The organism is Mycobacterium sp. NGS67, from assembly GCF_059812185.1.
The window spans coordinates 21,317-39,843 of record NZ_JCALCF010000031.1; the positions used below are offsets into that span (position 1 = coordinate 21,317).

19 protein-coding genes are annotated in these 18,527 nt (G+C 69.8%); 6 read left to right on the forward strand and 13 right to left on the reverse strand.

The window, feature by feature from the left end; all coding sequences use genetic code 11:
* The first annotated feature begins 16 nt into the window (after positions 1-16).
* A complete protein-coding gene (locus AC5Y4D_RS22695; protein ID WP_500038270.1) occupies positions 17-730 on the forward strand; it encodes a DUF3060 domain-containing protein in 714 nt (237 codons plus the stop codon).
* Here AC5Y4D_RS22695 and AC5Y4D_RS22700 read toward each other — a convergent pair whose 3' ends face one another.
* The 3 genes from AC5Y4D_RS22700 to AC5Y4D_RS22710 all read right to left on the reverse strand — a co-directional run bounded on the left by AC5Y4D_RS22700 (position 731) and on the right by AC5Y4D_RS22710 (position 4,663).
* Entirely contained in the window at positions 731-1,141 is a 411-nt protein-coding gene (locus AC5Y4D_RS22700) for an Rv0313 family protein (protein ID WP_500038271.1), read from the reverse strand.
* 70 nt (positions 1,142-1,211) lie between these two features.
* Entirely contained in the window at positions 1,212-2,618 is a 1,407-nt protein-coding gene (locus tag AC5Y4D_RS22705) for a DUF7159 family protein (RefSeq protein ID WP_500038272.1), read from the reverse strand.
* A 161-nt stretch (positions 2,619-2,779) separates the two neighbouring features.
* Positions 2,780-4,663, reverse strand: coding sequence for an Hsp70 family protein (locus AC5Y4D_RS22710; protein WP_500038273.1), 1,884 nt, complete (start codon positions 4,661-4,663; stop codon positions 2,780-2,782).
* Positions 4,664-4,861: 198 nt separating this feature from the next.
* On the opposite strand from AC5Y4D_RS22710, the gene AC5Y4D_RS22715 reads away from it, so the two are divergent.
* Positions 4,862-5,365 carry a nuclear transport factor 2 family protein gene (locus AC5Y4D_RS22715; RefSeq protein ID WP_499993804.1) on the forward strand — a complete coding sequence of 168 codons (504 nt, stop codon included), beginning with the start codon at positions 4,862-4,864 and terminating at the stop codon, positions 5,363-5,365.
* A 69-nt stretch (positions 5,366-5,434) separates the two neighbouring features.
* Here AC5Y4D_RS22715 and AC5Y4D_RS22720 read toward each other — a convergent pair whose 3' ends face one another.
* On the reverse strand, positions 5,435-6,103 hold the full coding sequence (locus tag AC5Y4D_RS22720) for a L,D-transpeptidase family protein (protein ID WP_499943948.1): 669 nt from the start codon (positions 6,101-6,103) through the stop codon (positions 5,435-5,437).
* A 42-nt stretch (positions 6,104-6,145) separates the two neighbouring features.
* Complete coding sequence (locus tag AC5Y4D_RS22725) at positions 6,146-6,847, reverse strand: phosphatase PAP2 family protein (protein ID WP_499993797.1); 702 nt, start codon at positions 6,845-6,847, stop codon at positions 6,146-6,148.
* Between AC5Y4D_RS22725 and AC5Y4D_RS22730 the strand changes: the two genes are divergently transcribed.
* The 3 genes from AC5Y4D_RS22730 to AC5Y4D_RS22740 are packed head-to-tail and all read left to right on the forward strand — an operon-like array spanning position 6,846 to position 9,453.
* Complete coding sequence (locus tag AC5Y4D_RS22730; RefSeq protein WP_499993796.1) at positions 6,846-7,328, forward strand: hypothetical protein; 483 nt, start codon at positions 6,846-6,848, stop codon at positions 7,326-7,328. The two genes, AC5Y4D_RS22725 and AC5Y4D_RS22730, sit on opposite strands and share 2 nt — an antisense overlap.
* Positions 7,329-7,352: 24 nt before the next feature.
* On the forward strand, positions 7,353-8,036 hold the full coding sequence (bluB, locus tag AC5Y4D_RS22735; RefSeq protein ID WP_499993795.1) for a 5,6-dimethylbenzimidazole synthase: 684 nt from the start codon (positions 7,353-7,355) through the stop codon (positions 8,034-8,036).
* A complete protein-coding gene (locus AC5Y4D_RS22740; RefSeq protein WP_499993793.1) occupies positions 8,026-9,453 on the forward strand; it encodes a sulfatase family protein in 1,428 nt (475 codons plus the stop codon). Before bluB ends, AC5Y4D_RS22740 begins: the two co-directional genes overlap by 11 nt.
* Here AC5Y4D_RS22740 and AC5Y4D_RS22745 read toward each other — a convergent pair.
* A complete protein-coding gene (locus tag AC5Y4D_RS22745; RefSeq protein WP_499993792.1) occupies positions 9,442-10,227 on the reverse strand; it encodes a trans-aconitate 2-methyltransferase in 786 nt (261 codons plus the stop codon). The two genes, AC5Y4D_RS22740 and AC5Y4D_RS22745, sit on opposite strands and share 12 nt — an antisense overlap.
* 153 nt (positions 10,228-10,380) lie before the next feature.
* Between AC5Y4D_RS22745 and AC5Y4D_RS22750 the strand changes: the two genes are divergently transcribed.
* On the forward strand, positions 10,381-11,595 hold the full coding sequence (locus AC5Y4D_RS22750) for an alpha/beta fold hydrolase (protein WP_499993790.1): 1,215 nt from the start codon (positions 10,381-10,383) through the stop codon (positions 11,593-11,595).
* Here AC5Y4D_RS22750 and eccE read toward each other — a convergent pair.
* The 7 genes from eccE to AC5Y4D_RS22785 all read right to left on the reverse strand — a co-directional run bounded on the left by eccE (position 11,582) and on the right by AC5Y4D_RS22785 (position 18,527).
* Positions 11,582-12,616, reverse strand: a complete 1,035-nt coding sequence (eccE, locus tag AC5Y4D_RS22755; protein WP_499993789.1) for a type VII secretion protein EccE — start codon at positions 12,614-12,616, stop codon at positions 11,582-11,584. The two genes, AC5Y4D_RS22750 and eccE, sit on opposite strands and share 14 nt — an antisense overlap.
* The gene (gene mycP, locus AC5Y4D_RS22760; RefSeq protein ID WP_499993787.1) at positions 12,613-14,010 is read right to left on the reverse strand and encodes a type VII secretion-associated serine protease mycosin; all 1,398 of its coding nucleotides are present in this window, start codon (positions 14,008-14,010) and stop codon (positions 12,613-12,615) included. Before mycP ends, eccE begins: the two co-directional genes overlap by 4 nt.
* Positions 14,007-15,410: a type VII secretion integral membrane protein EccD gene (gene eccD / locus AC5Y4D_RS22765; protein ID WP_499993802.1), complete on the reverse strand. Its 1,404-nt coding sequence runs from the start codon at positions 15,408-15,410 to the stop codon at positions 14,007-14,009. Before eccD ends, mycP begins: the two co-directional genes overlap by 4 nt.
* Before the next feature lie 81 nt (positions 15,411-15,491).
* Positions 15,492-16,349, reverse strand: coding sequence for an ESX secretion-associated protein EspG (locus AC5Y4D_RS22770; RefSeq protein WP_499944088.1), 858 nt, complete (start codon positions 16,347-16,349; stop codon positions 15,492-15,494).
* 8 nt (positions 16,350-16,357) lie between these two features.
* Positions 16,358-16,648 (reverse strand): WXG100 family type VII secretion target, encoded by a 291-nt coding sequence (locus AC5Y4D_RS22775; RefSeq protein WP_499993785.1) that lies wholly within the window; start codon positions 16,646-16,648, stop codon positions 16,358-16,360.
* Positions 16,649-16,676: 28 nt separating this feature from the next.
* Positions 16,677-16,970, reverse strand: coding sequence for a type VII secretion system protein EsxG (gene esxG, locus AC5Y4D_RS22780; RefSeq protein ID WP_499993783.1), 294 nt, complete (start codon positions 16,968-16,970; stop codon positions 16,677-16,679).
* Positions 16,971-17,006: 36 nt separating this feature from the next.
* Positions 17,007-18,527 (reverse strand): PPE family protein, encoded by a 1,521-nt coding sequence (locus AC5Y4D_RS22785; protein WP_499993782.1) that lies wholly within the window; start codon positions 18,525-18,527, stop codon positions 17,007-17,009.

An 18,527-nucleotide genomic window follows, 5' to 3' on the forward strand; every position in this document is an offset into this window, starting at 1 on the left:
ATGGGAATATCTGCCCATGAACCCGCAGGACGACCCGGAAGCCCGGATCCGCGAGCTGGAGCAGCCGCTGGCAGACGCGGCGCGCGCATCCGAACTGGGCTCTGACAGCGGCGGCGGCTACAGCTATCCGCCGCCGCCGCCGGGGCCGGTGCCGCCCCCGGTCAACGCATCGATGGGGCCCGGTGGGCCCCCGCCCTATGGCTACCCGCCCCCCTACCCCGGTGGGACGCCCCGATCGTCATCGGGGTTCCGGTGGTTCTGGATTCTGGCCGCCGTCGCCATCGTCGGCGTGCTGGTGCTGGTGGGTGGCATCGCCGCCTACGTCGCCCGCCAGTTCTCCGACACCGAAACCGCCGTCACGCCCACCACGTCGGCGACCGCCGCCACCGGCGGCGCCACGGCACCGCATACCGGTAAGACCCGCGCACCGAGTTCGGCGCCGTCACCGTCGGCGACCGCACCGGCCGGCCAGGAGGTGGTGGTCTCGGGCATCAACGAGAACCGCACCGTGACCTGCAACGGCAACGCCGTCACCGTCAGCGGCATCTCCAACACGGTGACCCTGACCGGTCACTGCGCGACGGTCACGGTGTCCGGCTTGCAGAACATCGTCACCGTCGACACGGCCGACACCATCGACGCGTCCGGCCTGAACAACAAGATCACCTACCACTCCGGCTCGCCGAAGATCAGCAAGAGCGGCAGCAACAACGTGGTCGAGCAGGGCTAGCTAGGGGTTCTCCGGCGCGTCGTCGGCCGCCGGGTCGTCCAGCACGCTGACCGCGATCCCGTACGGCAGGAACCGCACCTTGCGCTTGGGGTCGGTGTTGGTCTTGTTGGCGCGTAGCGCGTCGAGTTCGGTGGCATACACCTGCTCCACGCGCGCGTCACCGTCGGCACCCACGGTGTAGATGGCCCAGACGCCGTCACCGGTCTCGCCGGTGGTCTCGGGCTCGGGCCGCGGGCGGCGCGGCGTGAACTCGTCGAACAGCGCCGACCATCCCGACCGGGCGCCCGGCGCGGCGACGAACTTGCCGATCCGCTCGAACGCGTCGCGCAGACCCTCGGTACCTTCCCGGATCACCCGGTCCAAATCGTCGGGGTCGAAGCCGAACGCCCCGGACGAACCACTGTCGCTCACGCGACCTCCTACCAACTGGAAATGGATTACCACCAGTCTGCGCTCAACCGGCGCGATGCGCCACCAAGCGCTAAGGAGCCGGCGGCGCCGGTGGGGGCGGCGGGGGCGGCGCGTTGATCGGGATCGGGATCGAGAAGAACGGTAGGTGCAGGTAGGCCGTCATGATCGGGGTCGGCGCGGCCGGGGCGGGCGCGGGCGGCGGGGCCACCGGGGCGGGCGCCGACGGCGGCGGGGCCTGCTGCACGGGGGTCTGCACCGGCGGCGGGGCCTGTCGGGTGGGCTGGCGGCGGGGCTGGGGCGCCGGGGCCATGGCCGCCGGGGCCGGGGCCGGTTTGGTGACCGTCTGGGGCGCCGGGGCCACCACGACCGGCGGTGGGGCGGCCACCTCGGTCGGCGGCGCGGCGGCCGGAGGCGCACTCGTCGGCGGCAGGGCGGCGGGCGGTGGCGCACTCGCCTGCGACAGCACCTGCGCGGGCAGCTCGGTAGCCGGTGCCTGCGGTGTCTGGACGATCTCACGCTGCTCGGACCGTTGGGCCGAGCTGGGCCGGACATCGGAGGCCAGCGAGATCACCAACGCGCCCGCCACGACGGCGGCGACCCCGGCTACGGCACCACCGACCATCGCCAAGGGTCGGCGGTTGCCGCGGACCACCGGGTCGTCGTCGGCTGCGTCGTCCACCGCGCTGTAGGCCAGCGAACCCTCGTCCACCCCGGCCATCGCGCACACGTCGAGGTAGCTCGGGGTCAGGGCGCGCGGGCTCACCTCCCCGGTGCCCGGGTCCAGCGCATAGGCCAGGGCCGACGTCGAGGACGCGAACAGCGGCGCATTCGCCGAGGCCAGCGCCGCGCCGCGGGCCAGTGCCAGCTCCGGCTCCTCGGGGCAGCTGACCGGCAAAGACGTGGCGGCTTCCAGGGTGGGCTTGACGCCGACGATGTCGACCCCACAGCCGACCAGGAAGACGCCGTCGGCGCGTGCTTGTGGGCCGTCCAGTCCGGCGACCATCGTCACCAGTTCGGCTGCCACCGAATCGCGCAACGACTGTCGGTGCAGGTCCACGATCGAGCCGTCGGCGATGTCGACCACGGCCAGGGTCGCGCTGTCGGACTCGACGAACAGCATCGCGATGTACCGGTAGTCGAGTGCGGCGCCCACCGTCTGGGCCAGCGCCGCCGCGGCCAGCAGCGGCGACACCAGCATCACCCCGCCGACCTCGCGGGAGGCGAGTTCGGCGCGCAGCGCGGCGACCTGGCTCGGGTCGGTCCAGGTGAGCCCGGTCGAGGTGAGTTGATGCCCGCCCTCGAGGGCGCCTTCCCAGGTGCCGATCAGCGCGCCGATCACCTGGGTCGTCGAGTCATCGGCGGACGCCGGGACTTCGATGCTGTCTTCCTCGACGGTGACGCCGTCGGCGTTCGCGCCCTCGATCAGCAACATTCGGACCGCCGAGGGCTCCATCGATACCCCGAGCACGATGTCCATAACCCCTCCAAGCTGGTGCGAGCTAGTTACGGGGTCTAGGCGGACCGGCCTACCGCGCGGGCCGCCTTCGACGAAATGGTTTAACTGGCTTCTATGCAGTTTGCCAGGAAAAACCCTACTCGCGCACGTCGGGGTCGAGCGTTGTTCTGAGCAACCTCAAATCATGGACTGCCGGGACTCGAGAACGGGTTCTGTGGACCCGGATCCTGCTGGAGCTGGGTCTGCGGAACCTGGTTCTGGGGGGCTCCGTTGGCCGGCACCTGGATCGGTATCGGAACCGGGATCAGCGGGACGTGCAACCACTGCGTGGTCATCCGCACCGACGACGGCGACTCCGGGGCGCTCGGCGCCTCCGCCGCGCTGGGTGCCTCCGCGGCCGCCGGTGCCTCCGCCGCCGAGGGCGGGGGCGCGGTGGTGGTGACTGTTGTCGTGGCGACCGGCGGCCTGGTCGTGGTCACCGGCGCGGGCCTGGTCGTCGTCATCGGGGGCGCCGGTGGTGGTGGTGTCTCCTGGCTGGGCGGCGGCGCCACCACACTCGGGGCCGGCGCCTCGCTGGGCGGCGGTAGCGGGCTGGGCTTGAGCGGACTGGCTGGGGCCGGGCTGGGCAGCTTGGCGCTGGGAGACGACGGTGTCGGTGCCACGCTGGGCACGATCGCGGGCTTGTGCGGCGCCTGGCGCTGCTCGAGGGCGGTCAACGTGATGGCCACCCCCCCGATGGCCGTCATCGCGACCGCCGCGCAGAGCCCGATCAGCACCTGCGACAGCCGGACGCGTCGCCACGGCGGCTCCTTGGGCGGATCGATCACGTTCAGCCGCATCGAGAAGCAGGGGCCGTCTTCGTTGTACGAGTCGCCCTCGAACCGGGTCAGCACTTCGGGGAACTCGGTTTGCGACCAGGCCAACTCGCGATCGGTCAACGCGTCGTGGTCGATCACCAGCACGTCGCGAGCCGGTGGCGAGTCGAGCAGGGCGGTGCCCGCGACTCCCGCCATCACACCGATGGACGCGCGGGTCCGCAGGTCGAGCAGGTCGCCGCGGTCGGCCAGCAGCAACGCCCCCTGCGCGGCGGCGCACAACGGCTGCGCGGCGGTCAGGACCGGAATCCGGGTGTGCGCCGAAAGACGTTGGGCGACAAGCGGAATGCTGGCTCCGCCGCCGACTGTGACCAATGCGGCCAGGTCGGCGAAACGGAAGTCATGCTGTGCCAGCATGTCGTCGAACGCATAGACCAGGCCGCTGAACCGGTCTCGAATCAGGTCCTCGAACTTGTCGCGGGTCAATTCCAGTGCCGCACTGGCACCGGAAAGCTCGATCGAGAGCTCGGTCACCGCATCGGTCGACAGTCGCTCCTTGGCCTCCCGGCACTGCGCCTGCAACCGGCCCAACCGGCCCACGTCGGCGTCTTCGTGACCGAGCATGTCGATGGCGTGCAGTAGCACCGACTGGTCGATCTGGTTGCCCGAGAATTCCTCGTAACGCATTGTGGCGCCGACAGGTTCGAAGTCAGCCTTGATCTCCAGCAGTGTCACCTGCGTTGCGGACGCACCGAAATCCAGCAGTCCCACCACGCCGCCCGGCGGGAGTTCCGCCTCGGCTTTGACCGCCGTCAGCCCCGCTATCGCATCGGAGACCAGGCGCGGGGCCATCCCGCTGCGCACGAAGCCGACATGGGTACGCAAGGCATTTCGCAATGCCTGCACGGTGCCCGGTTTCCAGTGCGCGGGAACGGCGATCGCGATCTCGGCGGCACTGGAGTCGGCCCCGGCCGCGACGACCATGGCCTCCAGCGCCTCGACCGTCAGCAGGTCGGGGTCGTGCGCCGAGCCGTCCGGGGAGACCAGTGCCACCGAGTCGCCGATGCGCTCCACGAAGCCACTCATCGGCAGGCCCAGTTCGGCCGCACTCGAGTTCTCCTCGGGTGCAACGAGTTTCGGGGCGCAATGCGGATACAGGGTGAGCACGGCGCGACGGATGACCGGGGAACTCCCGGTCGTCGCCGCGACCATGTTCATGGTCCCGATCGACAACCCCAGCGGGTCGTACATATGGCCAATACTTTCGTCGACAGGGTCGGTAGCCAGCGCGTCAACCATAGCTGCGGGTCGGCTCAATATGGTTCGGCCCCAACCTCATTGGTATCCGGTCGTGGCCGTGTCGTCATCAAAAAGGTACCCGCGTCACTCTTGACAGAGCGCACCCGCCGGCGTTCGATTCACCGCCCCTGCGGTGAGGGCGCCGCCCCGGTGTGCTGCAATGACCGGGTGAGCCTTCCCGAGTTCCCCGTGGCAGACGTCGAAGCGATCAAACAGGTCAAGTACCGCTACCTGCGGGCGATGGACACCAAGCACTGGGACGAGTTCGCGGACACCATGACCGAGGACATCGTCGGCGCCTACGGCTCGTCGCTGGGCAAGGAGTTGCACTTCGACAACCGCAAGGACCTGGTGGAGTACCTGAGCTCGGCGATGGGGCCCGGTGTGGTCACCGAACACCGGGTGACGCATCCGGAGATCACCGTCACCGGCGACACCGCGTCGGGCATCTGGTATCTGCAGGACCGGGTCATCGTGGCCGAGTACGACTTCATGCTGATCGGGGCGGCGTTCTACCGCGACCAGTACCGGCGCACCCCGGACGGGTGGCGGATCAGCGCCACCGGATACGACCGCACCTACGAGGCGACGATGTCGGTGGCGGACCTGAAGTTCCACCTCAAGCCCGGCCGGGCGCGGGCGGACCTAGCCTGACGAGAAGACGCAAAAGCCCCTGATTTGCGGAGCAAATCGGGGCTTTTGCGTCTTCTCGCGGGGGGAACGCTACTTGGCGATCGCGATGACGGCGCCGGGACGCAGCCACTTGATGATCGACACCAGCGTGGCGTCGTCGATTGCCACGCAACCCTCGGTGGGTCCGCCGTCGGTGGTGTGAAAGAAGAATGCGGCGCCGCCGCCGGGCACCTTGTTCTTGTTGACGCCCATCACCACCGAGTGCTTGTACTGCGGGATCTGCAGGTTCTCGCTTTCGGCAGTGTTGAAGGAACACTGGGCTTTCTGACACACCTGCATCGAGTTGAAGGTAGGACTGTGATCGTCACCGCTCCACCAGTGATTGGGTCCGACCTGCGTATAGGGCAGTCCCCCACCGGGATTGGGCGCGGTGCCGAAGGCGGAGTCCAGGGTGTACACCCCCATCGGGGTGGCGGGATAACCACTTCGGGCCTGCGGCGCCATGCCCGCCGAGCCGACATGGGTGGGGATCCCGGTCTTAAGCGGTTGCCAGCCGGCCGCGGTGCGCTGATAGATGTCCATCTTGGCGTTCGAACCACCGGTGGAGACAACCGAAACCACTTGTGTCGCATTGCCGACCGAGTTCGCGAACCACGGATTGCCCGCGGCGCCGGCCACCTGCGCGGATCCCGTCGCCAACACCGCCGCCGCACCGACGGCGCATACCGCAGCACACAGCAGAGCTACCAGTCGGCGCATCGTTTCATCGTCAGACCGGGCGAGGTGAGGGTCAAGTAAAGGTTAAGGCCCGATTGGGTCACGCGGCCGTGATGAACACTCGACCGGTTGCGGCCGAAACACCCACAGGCACAGCAGGAAATACACGTATCCCAGTGCCCAGCCGGCGATCACGTCCGAGGGGTGATGCACGTTGAGGGCGACGCGCGCGACGCCGACGATGAACACGGCCAGCGCCCCCAGCGCCAGCGCGGCGATACGCACCTGCGCGCGGGTCAACAGCGGCCACGCAAACGTCAGCAAGGCGAGCACACCGCACATGGCCTCGAGGGCATGCCCGGACGGAAACGACGACTCCGGAATCACCACCAGCGCCGTCGACGGGCGAGGCCGCCCGGCCAGGCCCTTGGCCAGCATCGTCACCAGTCCGTTGAGCGGCCCACAGAACAACAGCAACAACGCCATCCGCACCCGGCGGCGCACCAGAGCCAGCACGGTGGCCGCCAACCCCACCATCCGCATCGGGACCGGACCCAGGACGAAAGACACCGCAACCCAGAACCGCACCCAACCGTCGTGCTTGACGCCGATGTCGTGCGCCGGGTTCAGCAGCGACCAGTCGAAAGCCACCAGCCAGCCCCACTCCTGACGGTGCCCGACCCACAACATGACGTAGAGCAGCACCGCGGCCGCGGCCAGACCCGTCGCCCACGAAGCTCGCAGGATCGGTGCGCGCACGGCGAAACCACCCCATACTGGCGTCATGGCGGTGATTGTTCGGAAGTTGTTCGGCGTCGGCAAATTACCTGCGGATCTGCGGGCCCGGCTGGACGACGAGGGACTGCTGTACCTGGCCGAGTCCATCCCGGTCACCCGACGGTTCAGCGGCGCCATTCCCGGCATCCGGTCCCAAGGCAGCATCGCCGGCTACGTGGGCGCGCTGGCGTTCACCTCGCAGCGGGCCCTGGCGACGCTGTCGGTGGTGCCGAAACTGGCCGGCCGCGCGATGGACGTGCGATGGGACGAGCCGAACAGCGGAGCCGCCCGCGCGGAGATATCCGCAACGGGATTGCAGCTCGACCTGGACACCGCCGCCGTCGACCAGCGTTTCCACGGCCATCTCTCGCTGCATTTCAAGGACGCGATCGACGAAGACGTGCTGGCCCTGCTGCCGCGGCGGTCGCTGGCTTTCGACGTGCCGCCCGAGTATGTGATCCGGGCGGTGGGCGTCACCTACAGTCCCTGACGGTCGCGTTCCTACGATGGCCCAGTGACAGATCACGCGTTCACCGCGGCAGAACGCCGCGCCGTGTACCGGGTGATCTCCGAACGACGAGACATGCGCCGCTTCGTACCGGGCGGCGAGGTGCGCGAGGAGGTGCTGACACGTCTGCTGCAAGCGGCACACGCCGCGCCCAGTGTGGGGTTGATGCAGCCGTGGCGGTTCATCCGGATCACCGACACCCGGCTTCGGCACCGGATTCATGCACTCGTCGACGCCGAGCGTGCGCACACCGGGAGTGCGCTGGGGCCGCGGGAAGCCGAGTTTTTGGCGCTCAAGGTCGAAGGCGTCCTGGACTGCGCGGAGTTGCTGGTCGTAGCGCTGTGCGACGGCCGGGACGCGCACATCTTCGGCCGGCGCACGCTGCCGCAGATGGACCTGGCCTCGGTGTCGTGCGCGATCCAGAACCTGTGGCTGGCGGCCCGGTCCGAAGGTCTGGGCATGGGTTGGGTGTCGCTGTTCGATCCGCGGCGGTTGGCGGCGTTGCTGCAGATGCCCGCCGACGCCGAACCAGTGGCGATCCTGTGCCTGGGGCCGGTGCCGGAGTTCCCGGATCGACCGGTGCTGGAATTGGACCGCTGGGCCGTGGCGCGACCGTTGCACGAGTTCGTCACGGAGAACCGATGGAGCCCGGCCGCACACGTACGAAGGGTGACCGACCTTGACGAATGACCACGCAGGCGCGGCCGGCAAGAACATTCTGCTGGTGCACTGGCACGACCTGGGGCGCTACCTCGGCGCGTACGGGCACCCCGACGTGTCGAGTCCGCGACTGGACCGCCTGGCCGCCGAGGGCATCCTGTTCACCCGGGCGCACGCCACCGCGCCGCTGTGCTCGCCGTCGCGCGGGTCGCTGTTCACCGGTCGCTATCCACAGAGCAACGGCCTGATCGGTCTGGCGCACCACGGCTGGGAATACCGCAGCGACGTACGCACCTTGCCCCAGTTGTTGAACGAATCCGGTTGGTACTCTGCACTTTTCGGAATGCAGCACGAGACGTCCTATCCCAAGCGGCTGGGTTTCGACGAGTTCGACGTGTCCAACTCCTACTGCGAGTACGTGGTGGACAAGGTCGAACGATGGCTGCACGAATGGGTGCGGGACGGCAACTCCGAGGACCCGTCGGCACGGCCGTTCCTGCTGACCGCCGGGTTCTTCGAAACCCACCGGCCCTACCCGCACGACCGGTACGAACCGGCCGACAGCGCCGCCGTCGACCTGCCCGACTACCTACCCGACACTCCCGAGGTGCGCGGCGACCTCGCCGACTTCTACGGGTCGATCAGCACCGCGGACACCGCGGTGGGCACCATCTTGGACACGCTCGCCGAAACCGGCCTCGACACCAGCACCTGGGTGGTGTTCTTCACCGATCACGGCCCGGCCTTCCCCCGCGCGAAATCCACGCTGTACGACGCCGGAACCGGAATCGCGCTGCTCGTCCGGCCGCCCACCGGGCTGTCGGTGGCGCCGCGGGTCTACGACGAGTTGTTCAGCGGTGTCGACCTGTTGCCGACGCTGCTGGGACTGCTGGGTGTGACCGTGCCGGACGATGTCGACGGCGTCTCGCATGCCGACGCCCTGCTGGCGCCCCAGCCGGAAGCGCCGGTGCGCGAGCACCTGTACACCACGAAGACCTACCACGACTCGTTCGACCCGATTCGGGCGATCCGCACCAAGGAATACAGCTACATCGAGAACTACGTCCCGCGGCCACTGCTGGACCTGCCGTGGGACATCGAGCAGAGCCCGTCGGGACTGGCCGTCGCACCCCTGGTCACGGCACCCCGTCCGGAACGCGAACTCTACGACCTGCGCGCCGATCCCACCGAGAGCAAGAACCTGTTGGACGGCACCGGCGCCCGCGACGCGTACACCGACTCCGTGGCGTCGGATCTTGCTGTCCGACTTCATGATTGGCGCCAGCGCACCGGCGACGTGATCCCGTCGGATTTCGCCGGCACCCGCATCTCCGAGCGCTACACCGAAACATACCTGCGGATCCACCGCACGGTCCCCACCAGCCGATCGGCCATCGCCACCGACCGCGGCATCGAAGACGAGGTCGAGCCGGGGTTAGCCACCTGACCGGCGCGCCGCACCGACCTGCGCCACCAGGAAAACCCGCCGGAACGGGAAGATCGTCGTGCCGTCCGGGCGCGGCGGGTACGCGTCGTCCAGCAGCGGGATGAGTTCGGCGCGGAACTGTTCCCATCCCTCGTCGTCGAGTCGGTCGCGCACCGGCACCAGCGCAGTCCCGGTGATCCATTCCAGCACCGGATGCTCACCGGTCAACTGGTGCAGGTAGGTGGTCTCCCACACGTCGACCCGGCAGCCGGCGTCCATCAGCAGGTCGGCGTAGTGCGACGGCGGCTGCACCACGGCGCCGACCCGAAACGGTATGTCGCGCATGATCTTTGCGTACGGTTCCCGGCGTGCCAGCGCACGCACCGCGGCGTGCGACGGGGTCTCGAAATTGCCCGGGATCTGGACGGCGATCCACGAGCCGGACGCGAGTTGGCCGGTCCACCTGACCAGCAACTCGGAGTGCTCGGGCACCCAGTGCAGCGCGGCGTTGCTGACCACCACGTCGGTGTCCGGCTGGGGCTTCCAGTTACGCAGGTCGGCGGTGTTGGCGTCGATTCCGCGTTCCCGCGCCGCCGCCACCATCTCCGGTGAACTGTCGATCGCCTCGATCACCGCGCCGGGCCAGCGCTTCGCCAGGTAGCGCGTCAGATGTCCGGGACCGCAACCCAGGTCGACCACCCGGCGCGCCCGGTCGGCCCCGACCCGCGACAGCAAGTCGTAGAACGGGCGGCTGCGGTGATCGGCGAAGGCCAGATAGACGTCGGGATCCCACATATCGGTCCTCCTGATCGACACCGTCTTGTGTGTCTTAGACAAACCGTATTACCGGACCGCTCCGCGGTGCGCACCGACGGGGCAGAATTGCGAAATTGACGAGGGGGTCTATTCCTCCTCGATCGCCCAGACCGGCGAGTTACGATCGGCGAGATGTCCGAAACCTCAGAGGTGACCGCCGAAGCGGATCCGATCAGTCCGCCCGTCCCGGTACCCGACGTGCCCGGCGCGGACGCCACCAGCGAGGGATTGCCCCCGACGTCGTCACTGTCGCTGCGCCAGCGGGTGGTCGTGACGGCCTCGGCGGTCGGCGACGTCGCGTTGCGCACGTCGGCGTCGTCGTTGCTCGCCACCACGGTGGCTCCCGCCGTCGTGGCCGCCAACCTGCGCCGGCGCCACGCCGAAAGCGAGCGCGACAGCCTGAAGTTCTACGCCGAACTGGCGGCCGAGCACGATCCGGGTAAGTCGTTCCCGGCGCCGACGCAACCGCCCACCGACGTGCAGCGCCGGCCCAGCCGACTCGCCGAGCGGGTCGCGCTGGCCACCATCGACAACATCGCCTTCCCCAGCAGCTTCCGCGCCGTCAACCCGGCCATGCGCGAGAGCTGGAGTGCGCTGTCGGCCAACAACATCGTGCACGCCCAGCACTGGCGTCACGACGACGGTCCGCGCCCGACGCTATGCGTGATCCACGGGTTCATGGGCTCGTCGTACGTCTTCAACGGGTTGTTCTTCTCGTTGCCGTGGTATTTCCGGTCCGGCTACGACGTCTTGTTGTACACCTTGCCATTTCACGGCAAGCGCGCCGAAAGGTGTTCGCCGTTCAGCGGTTACGGCTATTTCGCGAGCGGGCTGAGCGGGTTCGCCGAGGCGATGGCCCAGGCGGTGCACGACTTTCGCTCGATCGTGGACTACCTGCGCGGCACCGGCGTCGAACGGATCGCGCTGACCGGTCTGTCGCTGGGCGGCTACACCTCGGCGCTGGTGGCTTCCGTCGACGACCGGCTCGAGGCCGTCATCCCCAACTGCCCGGTCATCACGCCGGGAGACCTGTTCGCCGAATGGTTCCCGGCCAGTACGCTCGTCGGGCTGGGGTTGCGGCTGACCAGCATCAGCCGCGAAGAGCTGCAGGCCGGCCTGGCCTACCACGGGCCGCTCAACTACCGGCCGCTACTGCCCAAGAACCGTCGGATGATCATCACCGGGCTCGGTGACCGGATGGCGCCGCCGCAACACGCGGTGGCGTTGTGGGAACACTGGGATCGGTGCGCGCTGCACTGGTTCCCCGGCAGCCACGTGCTGCACGTCAGCCAACTGGACTACCTGCGCCGGATGACGCCATTCCTGCACCAGTTCATGTACGACTGAGCGCGATCACCTGGGTGGCGGCCTCGCTGCTCGGCGCGCGGTGTGCGCCGGGCACCGCGGTGGGCCACGGCAGCCGGGCGAGCAGCTCGGCGGGTGCCGCGGTGTGCCCGGCGAGGCGACGGGTGGACAGCGGATCCAGCGCCGCCAGCGCCGGACGCTGATTGCCGCGTTCCAGCGTCAACCCGGCGGCCGGCGCGGCGCTTCCCGGCGCGTCGTCCGTGCGGAAGGCGCATGCGGCGGCAACCGTGTAAGGCCCGCCGTGGCCGCCGCGCCCGACCTCCAGCGCCGTCCAGGTCTCCCGGGCGGGCTCGGACCGCACCGCGTCAAGGGTCTCGGCCAGTGCCGTGTCCACCGTGATCCGGTATGCCGCAACATAATCCGACCCGCTCTGCTGGACCGCACGCCACGTCTCGCGTGCCCCACCCTGGGATGGGGTGGACAGCAGTTCCGGAACATCCTCGGGCACCACAGTGCCGGCCTCCCAGCCGATTTCGCGCAGGTGATCGGCGAGCCGGCGGGCGGCGACCTCCGCGGTCTCGTGCAGCGGGATCCGCGCCGAGCGGGCCTGCAGGGCCGCCAGGTTGTCCACGGCCGACACCGTCAGCCCGATCCAGGTCTCCCGCCGTCCGGATGCGGTGTCCCGGTTGATGATTCGGACGCTGTCGGCGCGGATGCCGTAGCGGTCCAGGTAGCCGGCGATCAGCGGCAACGGCAACACATCGGACTCCGACGGGCCCGGACCCACCCGCAGCAGCGCCGTGGTGCGGGTCTCGGCGTCCGGTTCGGGGTCCGTCCGGTTACCGCGGCCCAGGATCGCCAGCCGGCGACGCAGGATCGTGGTGACATACAGTCCGCGCCAACGGCCGAACAGCAGGATCAGCGCCACGACGGCGATGCCGATCAGCAGGTAGGCACGGGAGGACTGCCAGGGGTAGGCCATGGCGGCGGGCACGACGGCCAGCAGGGCCAGGGTGATCCGCGCGGCTCCCGGCCACGACGTGGATTCGAGCGACTGGCTCACGGGGTGGGCTCCTTTCGGCGGCGCGTTACCGCCACCGTGGCTGCGGTGACTAGGACGAGCAACGTCAGCACGCCGGCTCCTACCAGCGCGACGTTGCGGGGGGTGGTGTCCGGGGCCGGCGGTGGCGGCGGGACGGCGACGGGTCTGGTGGCCGGGTTCGGCGGCGCGGAGTCGGCCGGCAACTGCCACGTCAGCGCCGCGGCCGCGTCCAGGGTGCCGGCTCCGACCATGTTGGACGGGTCCCGCGGGCCGTTCTGCGCGGTGGCGGTGATGCGACGCACCACTTCGGCGGCGGGCAGCGCCGGGTACTTGGCGCGTACCAGTGCCGCGACGCCGGAGACGTAACCGGCCGCGTAGCTGGTGCCGCTGAGCGGGATCAGCTGCTGGTGGTCGTCGGGCAGGCCGTTGGCCACACCGCCGCCGTCGGAGTTGCTCAGCGAGGCGATGTTCTCCCCGGGTGCGGCGATGCCCACCCAAGGACCGGCCATGGTGAATTTCGACGGACGGCCGTCGGGCGCCACCGAGGCCGCCGACAACACGTAGGGCTGCCACCAGGACGGGACGGAGACCGAGGTGACGCCGGCCCAGTTACGCGGGTCGTCGGGTCGACTCAGATCGGTCAGCGGGTTCGAGTCGCACGACGTTCCGCCGGCGACCGACCCGGTGGGGCCGCTGTTTCCGGCGGCGGCCACGATCACCGCGTCCTTCTCCACCGCCGCGTACTTGATCGCCGCGCCCAGCGCGGCCTGGTCCACCGGGCGATCGGCGGGCAAGCAGGTGATCGCGGAAATGTTGATCACCCGGGCACCGCGGTCGGCGGCGTGCACGACCGCCCGGGCCAGCGCCTCGATCTCGGCGGCGGCGCGCGCCAGCGCCGGATCGCCGCCCGGCGTGCGCGGTGAGAACTTGGCCGACGTCACCCGGATGGACAGCAGCCGGGCCGCCGGCGCGACGCCGGAGAACCCGTCGTCACCGGGCTGGCCGGCGACGATACCGGCCACCAGGGTGCCGTGCCCGTCGCAGTCGGTCAGGCCGTCGGTGGACTCCACGAAGTCACCACCGGCGTCGACGTTGTTCAGCCGGGGACCGGGCCGTACGCCGGTGTCGATGATGGCCACCAGCTGGCCTTCACCGCGCGAGAACTGCCATGCCGCAGGCAGATTCAGCGATGTCTGGCTCGGGGTCGGCAGCCCCGCGTCGGTGCCCGGGATCACCCCGGAGACGCTGCATTGGCCGCGCTGCTCCATCGGCTGCACGGGTCCCGGGGAGCCGGTGGGCGGTTGCGCGGCGGCGTCGACCACCGGCGGGCTGACCGCCAGGGCCGGCGGAGCCGCCAGCCCCGCCTGCACAGCCACCAGAGCGGCTGCCAGACAGGTTGATCCGGCACGCATCATCGATTGAGCACCCAGGCGAACAATCCCACCAGGAACGCCATCACCGGGATCAGGGAGGCGTCCAGCCCGGCCGCGAGGAAGCCCAGCAGCCGGCGCAGCGGCAGCGAGTAGCTGTCCGGCGAGGCGACGGCCGGGTTCAGCGCCACCACGACCCACACCAGCACCAGCACGACGAGCACCGCAACCGCGCCCAGGGCAGCGACGTAACGGCCGGTCGCCGTGTAGTGCACCAGCAGCGTGCCGGCCACCAGGAACGGCTGGGCGAGCAGCCAGGCTTTGCAGGCGGCGGAGTCCCACACCCGCGCGCGCAGCGTAGCCGCCAGCGACGTCGCGCCCACCACGTACCAACCCGCCACGCTCAACGTCTCGGGACGCAGCGCGATGGCCACCGAGCCGGCGACACTGAGCAGCACGGCCGCGGCGATGAACCCGTTCTGGTGGGCGTCGCCGATCCGCACCCGCCGCGGCAGGTCCTCGAGCACCCGCGACGACGGCGGCGCCGGCGTCGGGTCTCCGGGCGCCGGGATGACGGGCAGCGGGAACCGGGCCCACAGCGCCGAGAGTTGAGCCGCCTGGATGGTGATCAGCAGCGCCGCGACAATCAGCCCGCAGCCGATCGTGAGCAGCGGTGGCTGCCAGAGCAATTCGGCGCCGGAGGCCAGTGCCACCGCGAGCCCCACCACTGCCGTGGTGGTGAACAGTGCCACGGCGCGCTCGCGCTCCGCGCTGGGCACGATCAGGGCGACCAGCGACCAGGCGGCGACGCCCGCCGCGGCCAGCAACACCTGTGCGGCGCCGAAGCTGCCCGGCACCGCCAGCGCCAGCGCACCGGCGATCGGTACCAGAGCGGTGATCGACAGCGCGATCCCGGTGCGCGGGGAACGCGCCGTGATCAGCAGCCCGGTGATCGCGACGAGCGCGGCGATCGCACTGACCGCGACCAGGCCGCCGAGTGCTCCGGTCGCGACGCGATGGGTGACGGCCAGTCCGGTCGCCACCAGGGTCACACCGATCACCGCGGCCAGCGCACCGCGCTGGATGTGCCTGGTGCCCCACGGATTGCGCCGCGAGGTGGAGAAGATCATGGCCGCGTCGGCGATGTCCTCGACGATGCCCGGCGCGGCCGGACCGGCGGGCACCGGCTGCAACGCCAGCAGGTCACCGTCCACCACGCCGACGGTGTCCAGGCTGGCGTCCAGGCTGAACGGCGCCCCGCCGACAGGTGCCAGGCTCAGGTGGGTGGCCGCGCCCGCGTCACCGGCCTCGCCGCCGTCACCATTGGTGGCCGGAACCACCAAACGCTGTACCGCGGGCAGGATTTCGCGCAGCGGCAGCTCGGCGGGCAAGGCCATCTCCGTCAACCGACTGTCCGCGAGGATTGCGACGCGGACGATCGGCATGACGGTCCCGGCCGTCACCGGACCTCGGTTCGTGGGTGCCGTTGCTGCAACATCGTGCTCTCCGATTTCTCTTGATGTGTGTTACGTGGTCTGTGCCGAGAAGTCTCGGGACAGCCGGTGTCCGGGGAACCAGTCCCCGTCCGGCAGATAGGAAGTCAGTTGTTCGATCGCGACGGCGGTCGCGAACGGGGTTCCGGGTGCGAACGTCGAGACCCATTCGCCGTCGAACGCGCGGGACGGGCTGACCAGCACCCGTCCCGCCGCGGTGTCGACGATGCTCATGCCGACCTCGGTGGTGGTGTGCCGGCCGTCCCGGTTGCAGCCCGCGACGACCTCCACGTAGCTGCGCTGCCCGGAGAAGACCGACTCGACCACCGGCCGCGCCGAAGCCGGGATGCCCAGGTACTCGAGGACTTCGGCGAGCGGCGCGCCCGAGCGCAGTCGCTCGTCGGCCCGGGCACCCACGCGGGTCGGCATGCTGAACTCGTCGAATCGGGCGGGTGGTCGCTGCGACAGTCCGACGCCGAGAACGGGAACCAGCGCCCGCGGGTCGTCGATGTCCATCGCGGTGAAAGTCACCAGCTGGGCGCTGCGCAGCGCCACCACGGTCCGGCCGGCGCGCTGCGCGACGATGCCGCGCAGCATGTCGCTGCTGCCGTCGGGACGGGTGGGTCCCAGGTAACGCAGGTCGAGCCAACGGTCCGGGAAACACACCACTTTGATCCAGTCGGCCACCCGCGGGTTGACGACATCCCCGGTCATCAACCCCATCCGGGTCAGCTCGTCGGCCTGCCGGTCGAAGAACGCGGTTCGCTGCGCGGCGTCACGATACGGCGTCGTGATGGCCAGCACCCACGGAAAGCTGCCCGCTTCAACAGTTTCCGCGATGAACCACGCCTGGTCGACCGTCAGCTCGACGGCATTGGGCATTGCGTCCAAGGTCGGCGCTAGCCGCCCCACTTGGCGGCTTCGGCACCGTCGCGGGCCAGCATCGCCATGGTGTTGGCCTCGTGGATGCTGGCCATCGACTGATAGGCCCGCACCAGGTCCTCCATGGCCTGGTTCCACTGCACCTGCCAGGCCTGATACGTCAGCCCGGTGTCACCCTGCCAGGCGTTCTGCAACGCGGCCTGCTCGGCGGAGATGTCGGCCCCCAAACCCGTCATGGTGCCGGCATAGCCCGCCATGTCCCCGGCATGAGCGAGCATCGCCGGGTAGTTGTACATGATCTGCGACATCAGCAAACCCTTTCTCGTCTGAGCCGGCTCAGAAACCGGTGTAGGTCGACGCGGCCGCAGCGTCGGCGGCCACATAGGTACCGGCCGCCTCGCCCAGGTTGGCTTGGGCGATGTCGAGCAACGTGTTCACCCGCGCTGCGACCTTCACGAACCGGGCGTGCGCGGCCTGAAACGCCGCCGCGGACTCCCCCTGGTGAAACGCCTGCGCCGATATCGCTGCCTGCTCGGCCTGACCGATCGTGTGCCGCATCAACCCCGCCTTGGCGCCGAACGCCGACTGCGAGGACACCAACTGCGGAATATGAGCATCCAACAAACTCATGACTCTCCCTTTCCCTTTCCCTGACTCCGAATCCCTCTAACGACCCGCACGCGGTAGTTCGTCTCGCTGACTTTCCGGCCCCCCTTCCTCCCCGGCCTGTTCCCAGGTGCCCGGCATCATGGGAACCTTTGGGCCACCGCCGAATTCGTCGCCGGCCAGTGCCGTCAGCCCGGCGGCCTGCAGCAGCGTCTCCCTGGGTATCGTGCCCGCGAAGCCGAACGTGCCGGCGCCGCTCCGGGAAGCCTGCGCGTCGTCGTCCCAGATGGGGTCGACGGCCGAATCCAGGTCCAGGAACTCGTCGCCGTGCTGGTGCTGGGGCGCGCGCCGGCGGCGCTTGGCCCGAGCCGCCGCGCCGCTGGCCGCCGCCGCCCCGGCCGCGGGGATGGTGGCTGCCGGCGCCTTGGCCGCGGCGCGGTCGCCCACCGTCGGACCCAGGCCCGGTCCCCAGCCGTCGGGCCCGGCAACCACGTACGGGAAAGCCGTCGCCGCCGGGGCCGCGGTCGCCGTGACCGTACCGGCGGGCGCAGCGGCCGCGGGTGCCGACGCCGGCGTGCCGGCCGGGCTTGCGACGGTCGGGGCGAGTCCGGCCACTCCGACGCTGTGCGGCGCGGTGCCGGCGATCGGGACGGGCGCCTGTTCGGCCGGGATCTCGGGGATCACGTCGACCCGGATCAGGTTCAGTAACCCCAGGCTGCCCAACCCGACGGCGGCCAACGTCGGCAACCACGCGGGCGACGTCGCCACCATGCCCCAGAAGGTCCAGCCGACGGGCTGGAAGAACGCCTGATACCCCAGCGCGAACAGCAACGGCCACCAGGTGACCAGTGCGGCTTGCGGGTTGGTGGCGAAGTCGATGATCATCTGCTGGATCGCCGGCAGCGGATTGGACAGGAAGTCCCACAGCAGTGGGCCGTCGGGCAGCAGTAGCACGTAGTCGCGCAGGAGATTGACGATGATCTGCAGGATGTCGAACTGCGAACCCGAGTCGGCGGCCGCGGCCTCCGCAGCGGGGCTGACGATCGCCGGTGCCGCGGTGGCACGCGGCGCAGTGGCCAACGCCGCGCCCGTCGCCGCCTGGTAAAGACCCATGGTGGCCGCGGCCTGCAACCACATCCGCATGTAGTCGGCCTCGTTGAGGGCGATCGGAATGGTGTTGACACCGAAGAAGTTCGTGGCCACCAGCACGCCGTGCGCGATGTGGTTGGCGGCCAGTTCCGCCAGTGTGGGCATCGCCGCGAGCGCGGTGGTGTAGGCCGAAGCCGCGATCTCGTGCTGCGCCGCCGTTCCCGCGGCGTCGGCGCCGGCCTGGTGCAGCCACGCGATGTAGGGCTGATGTGCGGCCACATACCGTTCGGCGGTCGCGCCCTGCCAGGCGCCCGCTTGAACTGCCGCCACGAGACCACTGAGTTCGGCTGCCGTCGCGGCATATTCGGCGCTGAGCGCGTTCCAGGCCCCGGCCGCCGCGAACAGCGACGCCGGTCCAGGACCACTACTGAGCAACGCCGAATGCACCTCAGGCGGCGAGGCGATCCAGACCGGCCCCATGGGGGAGCTCAT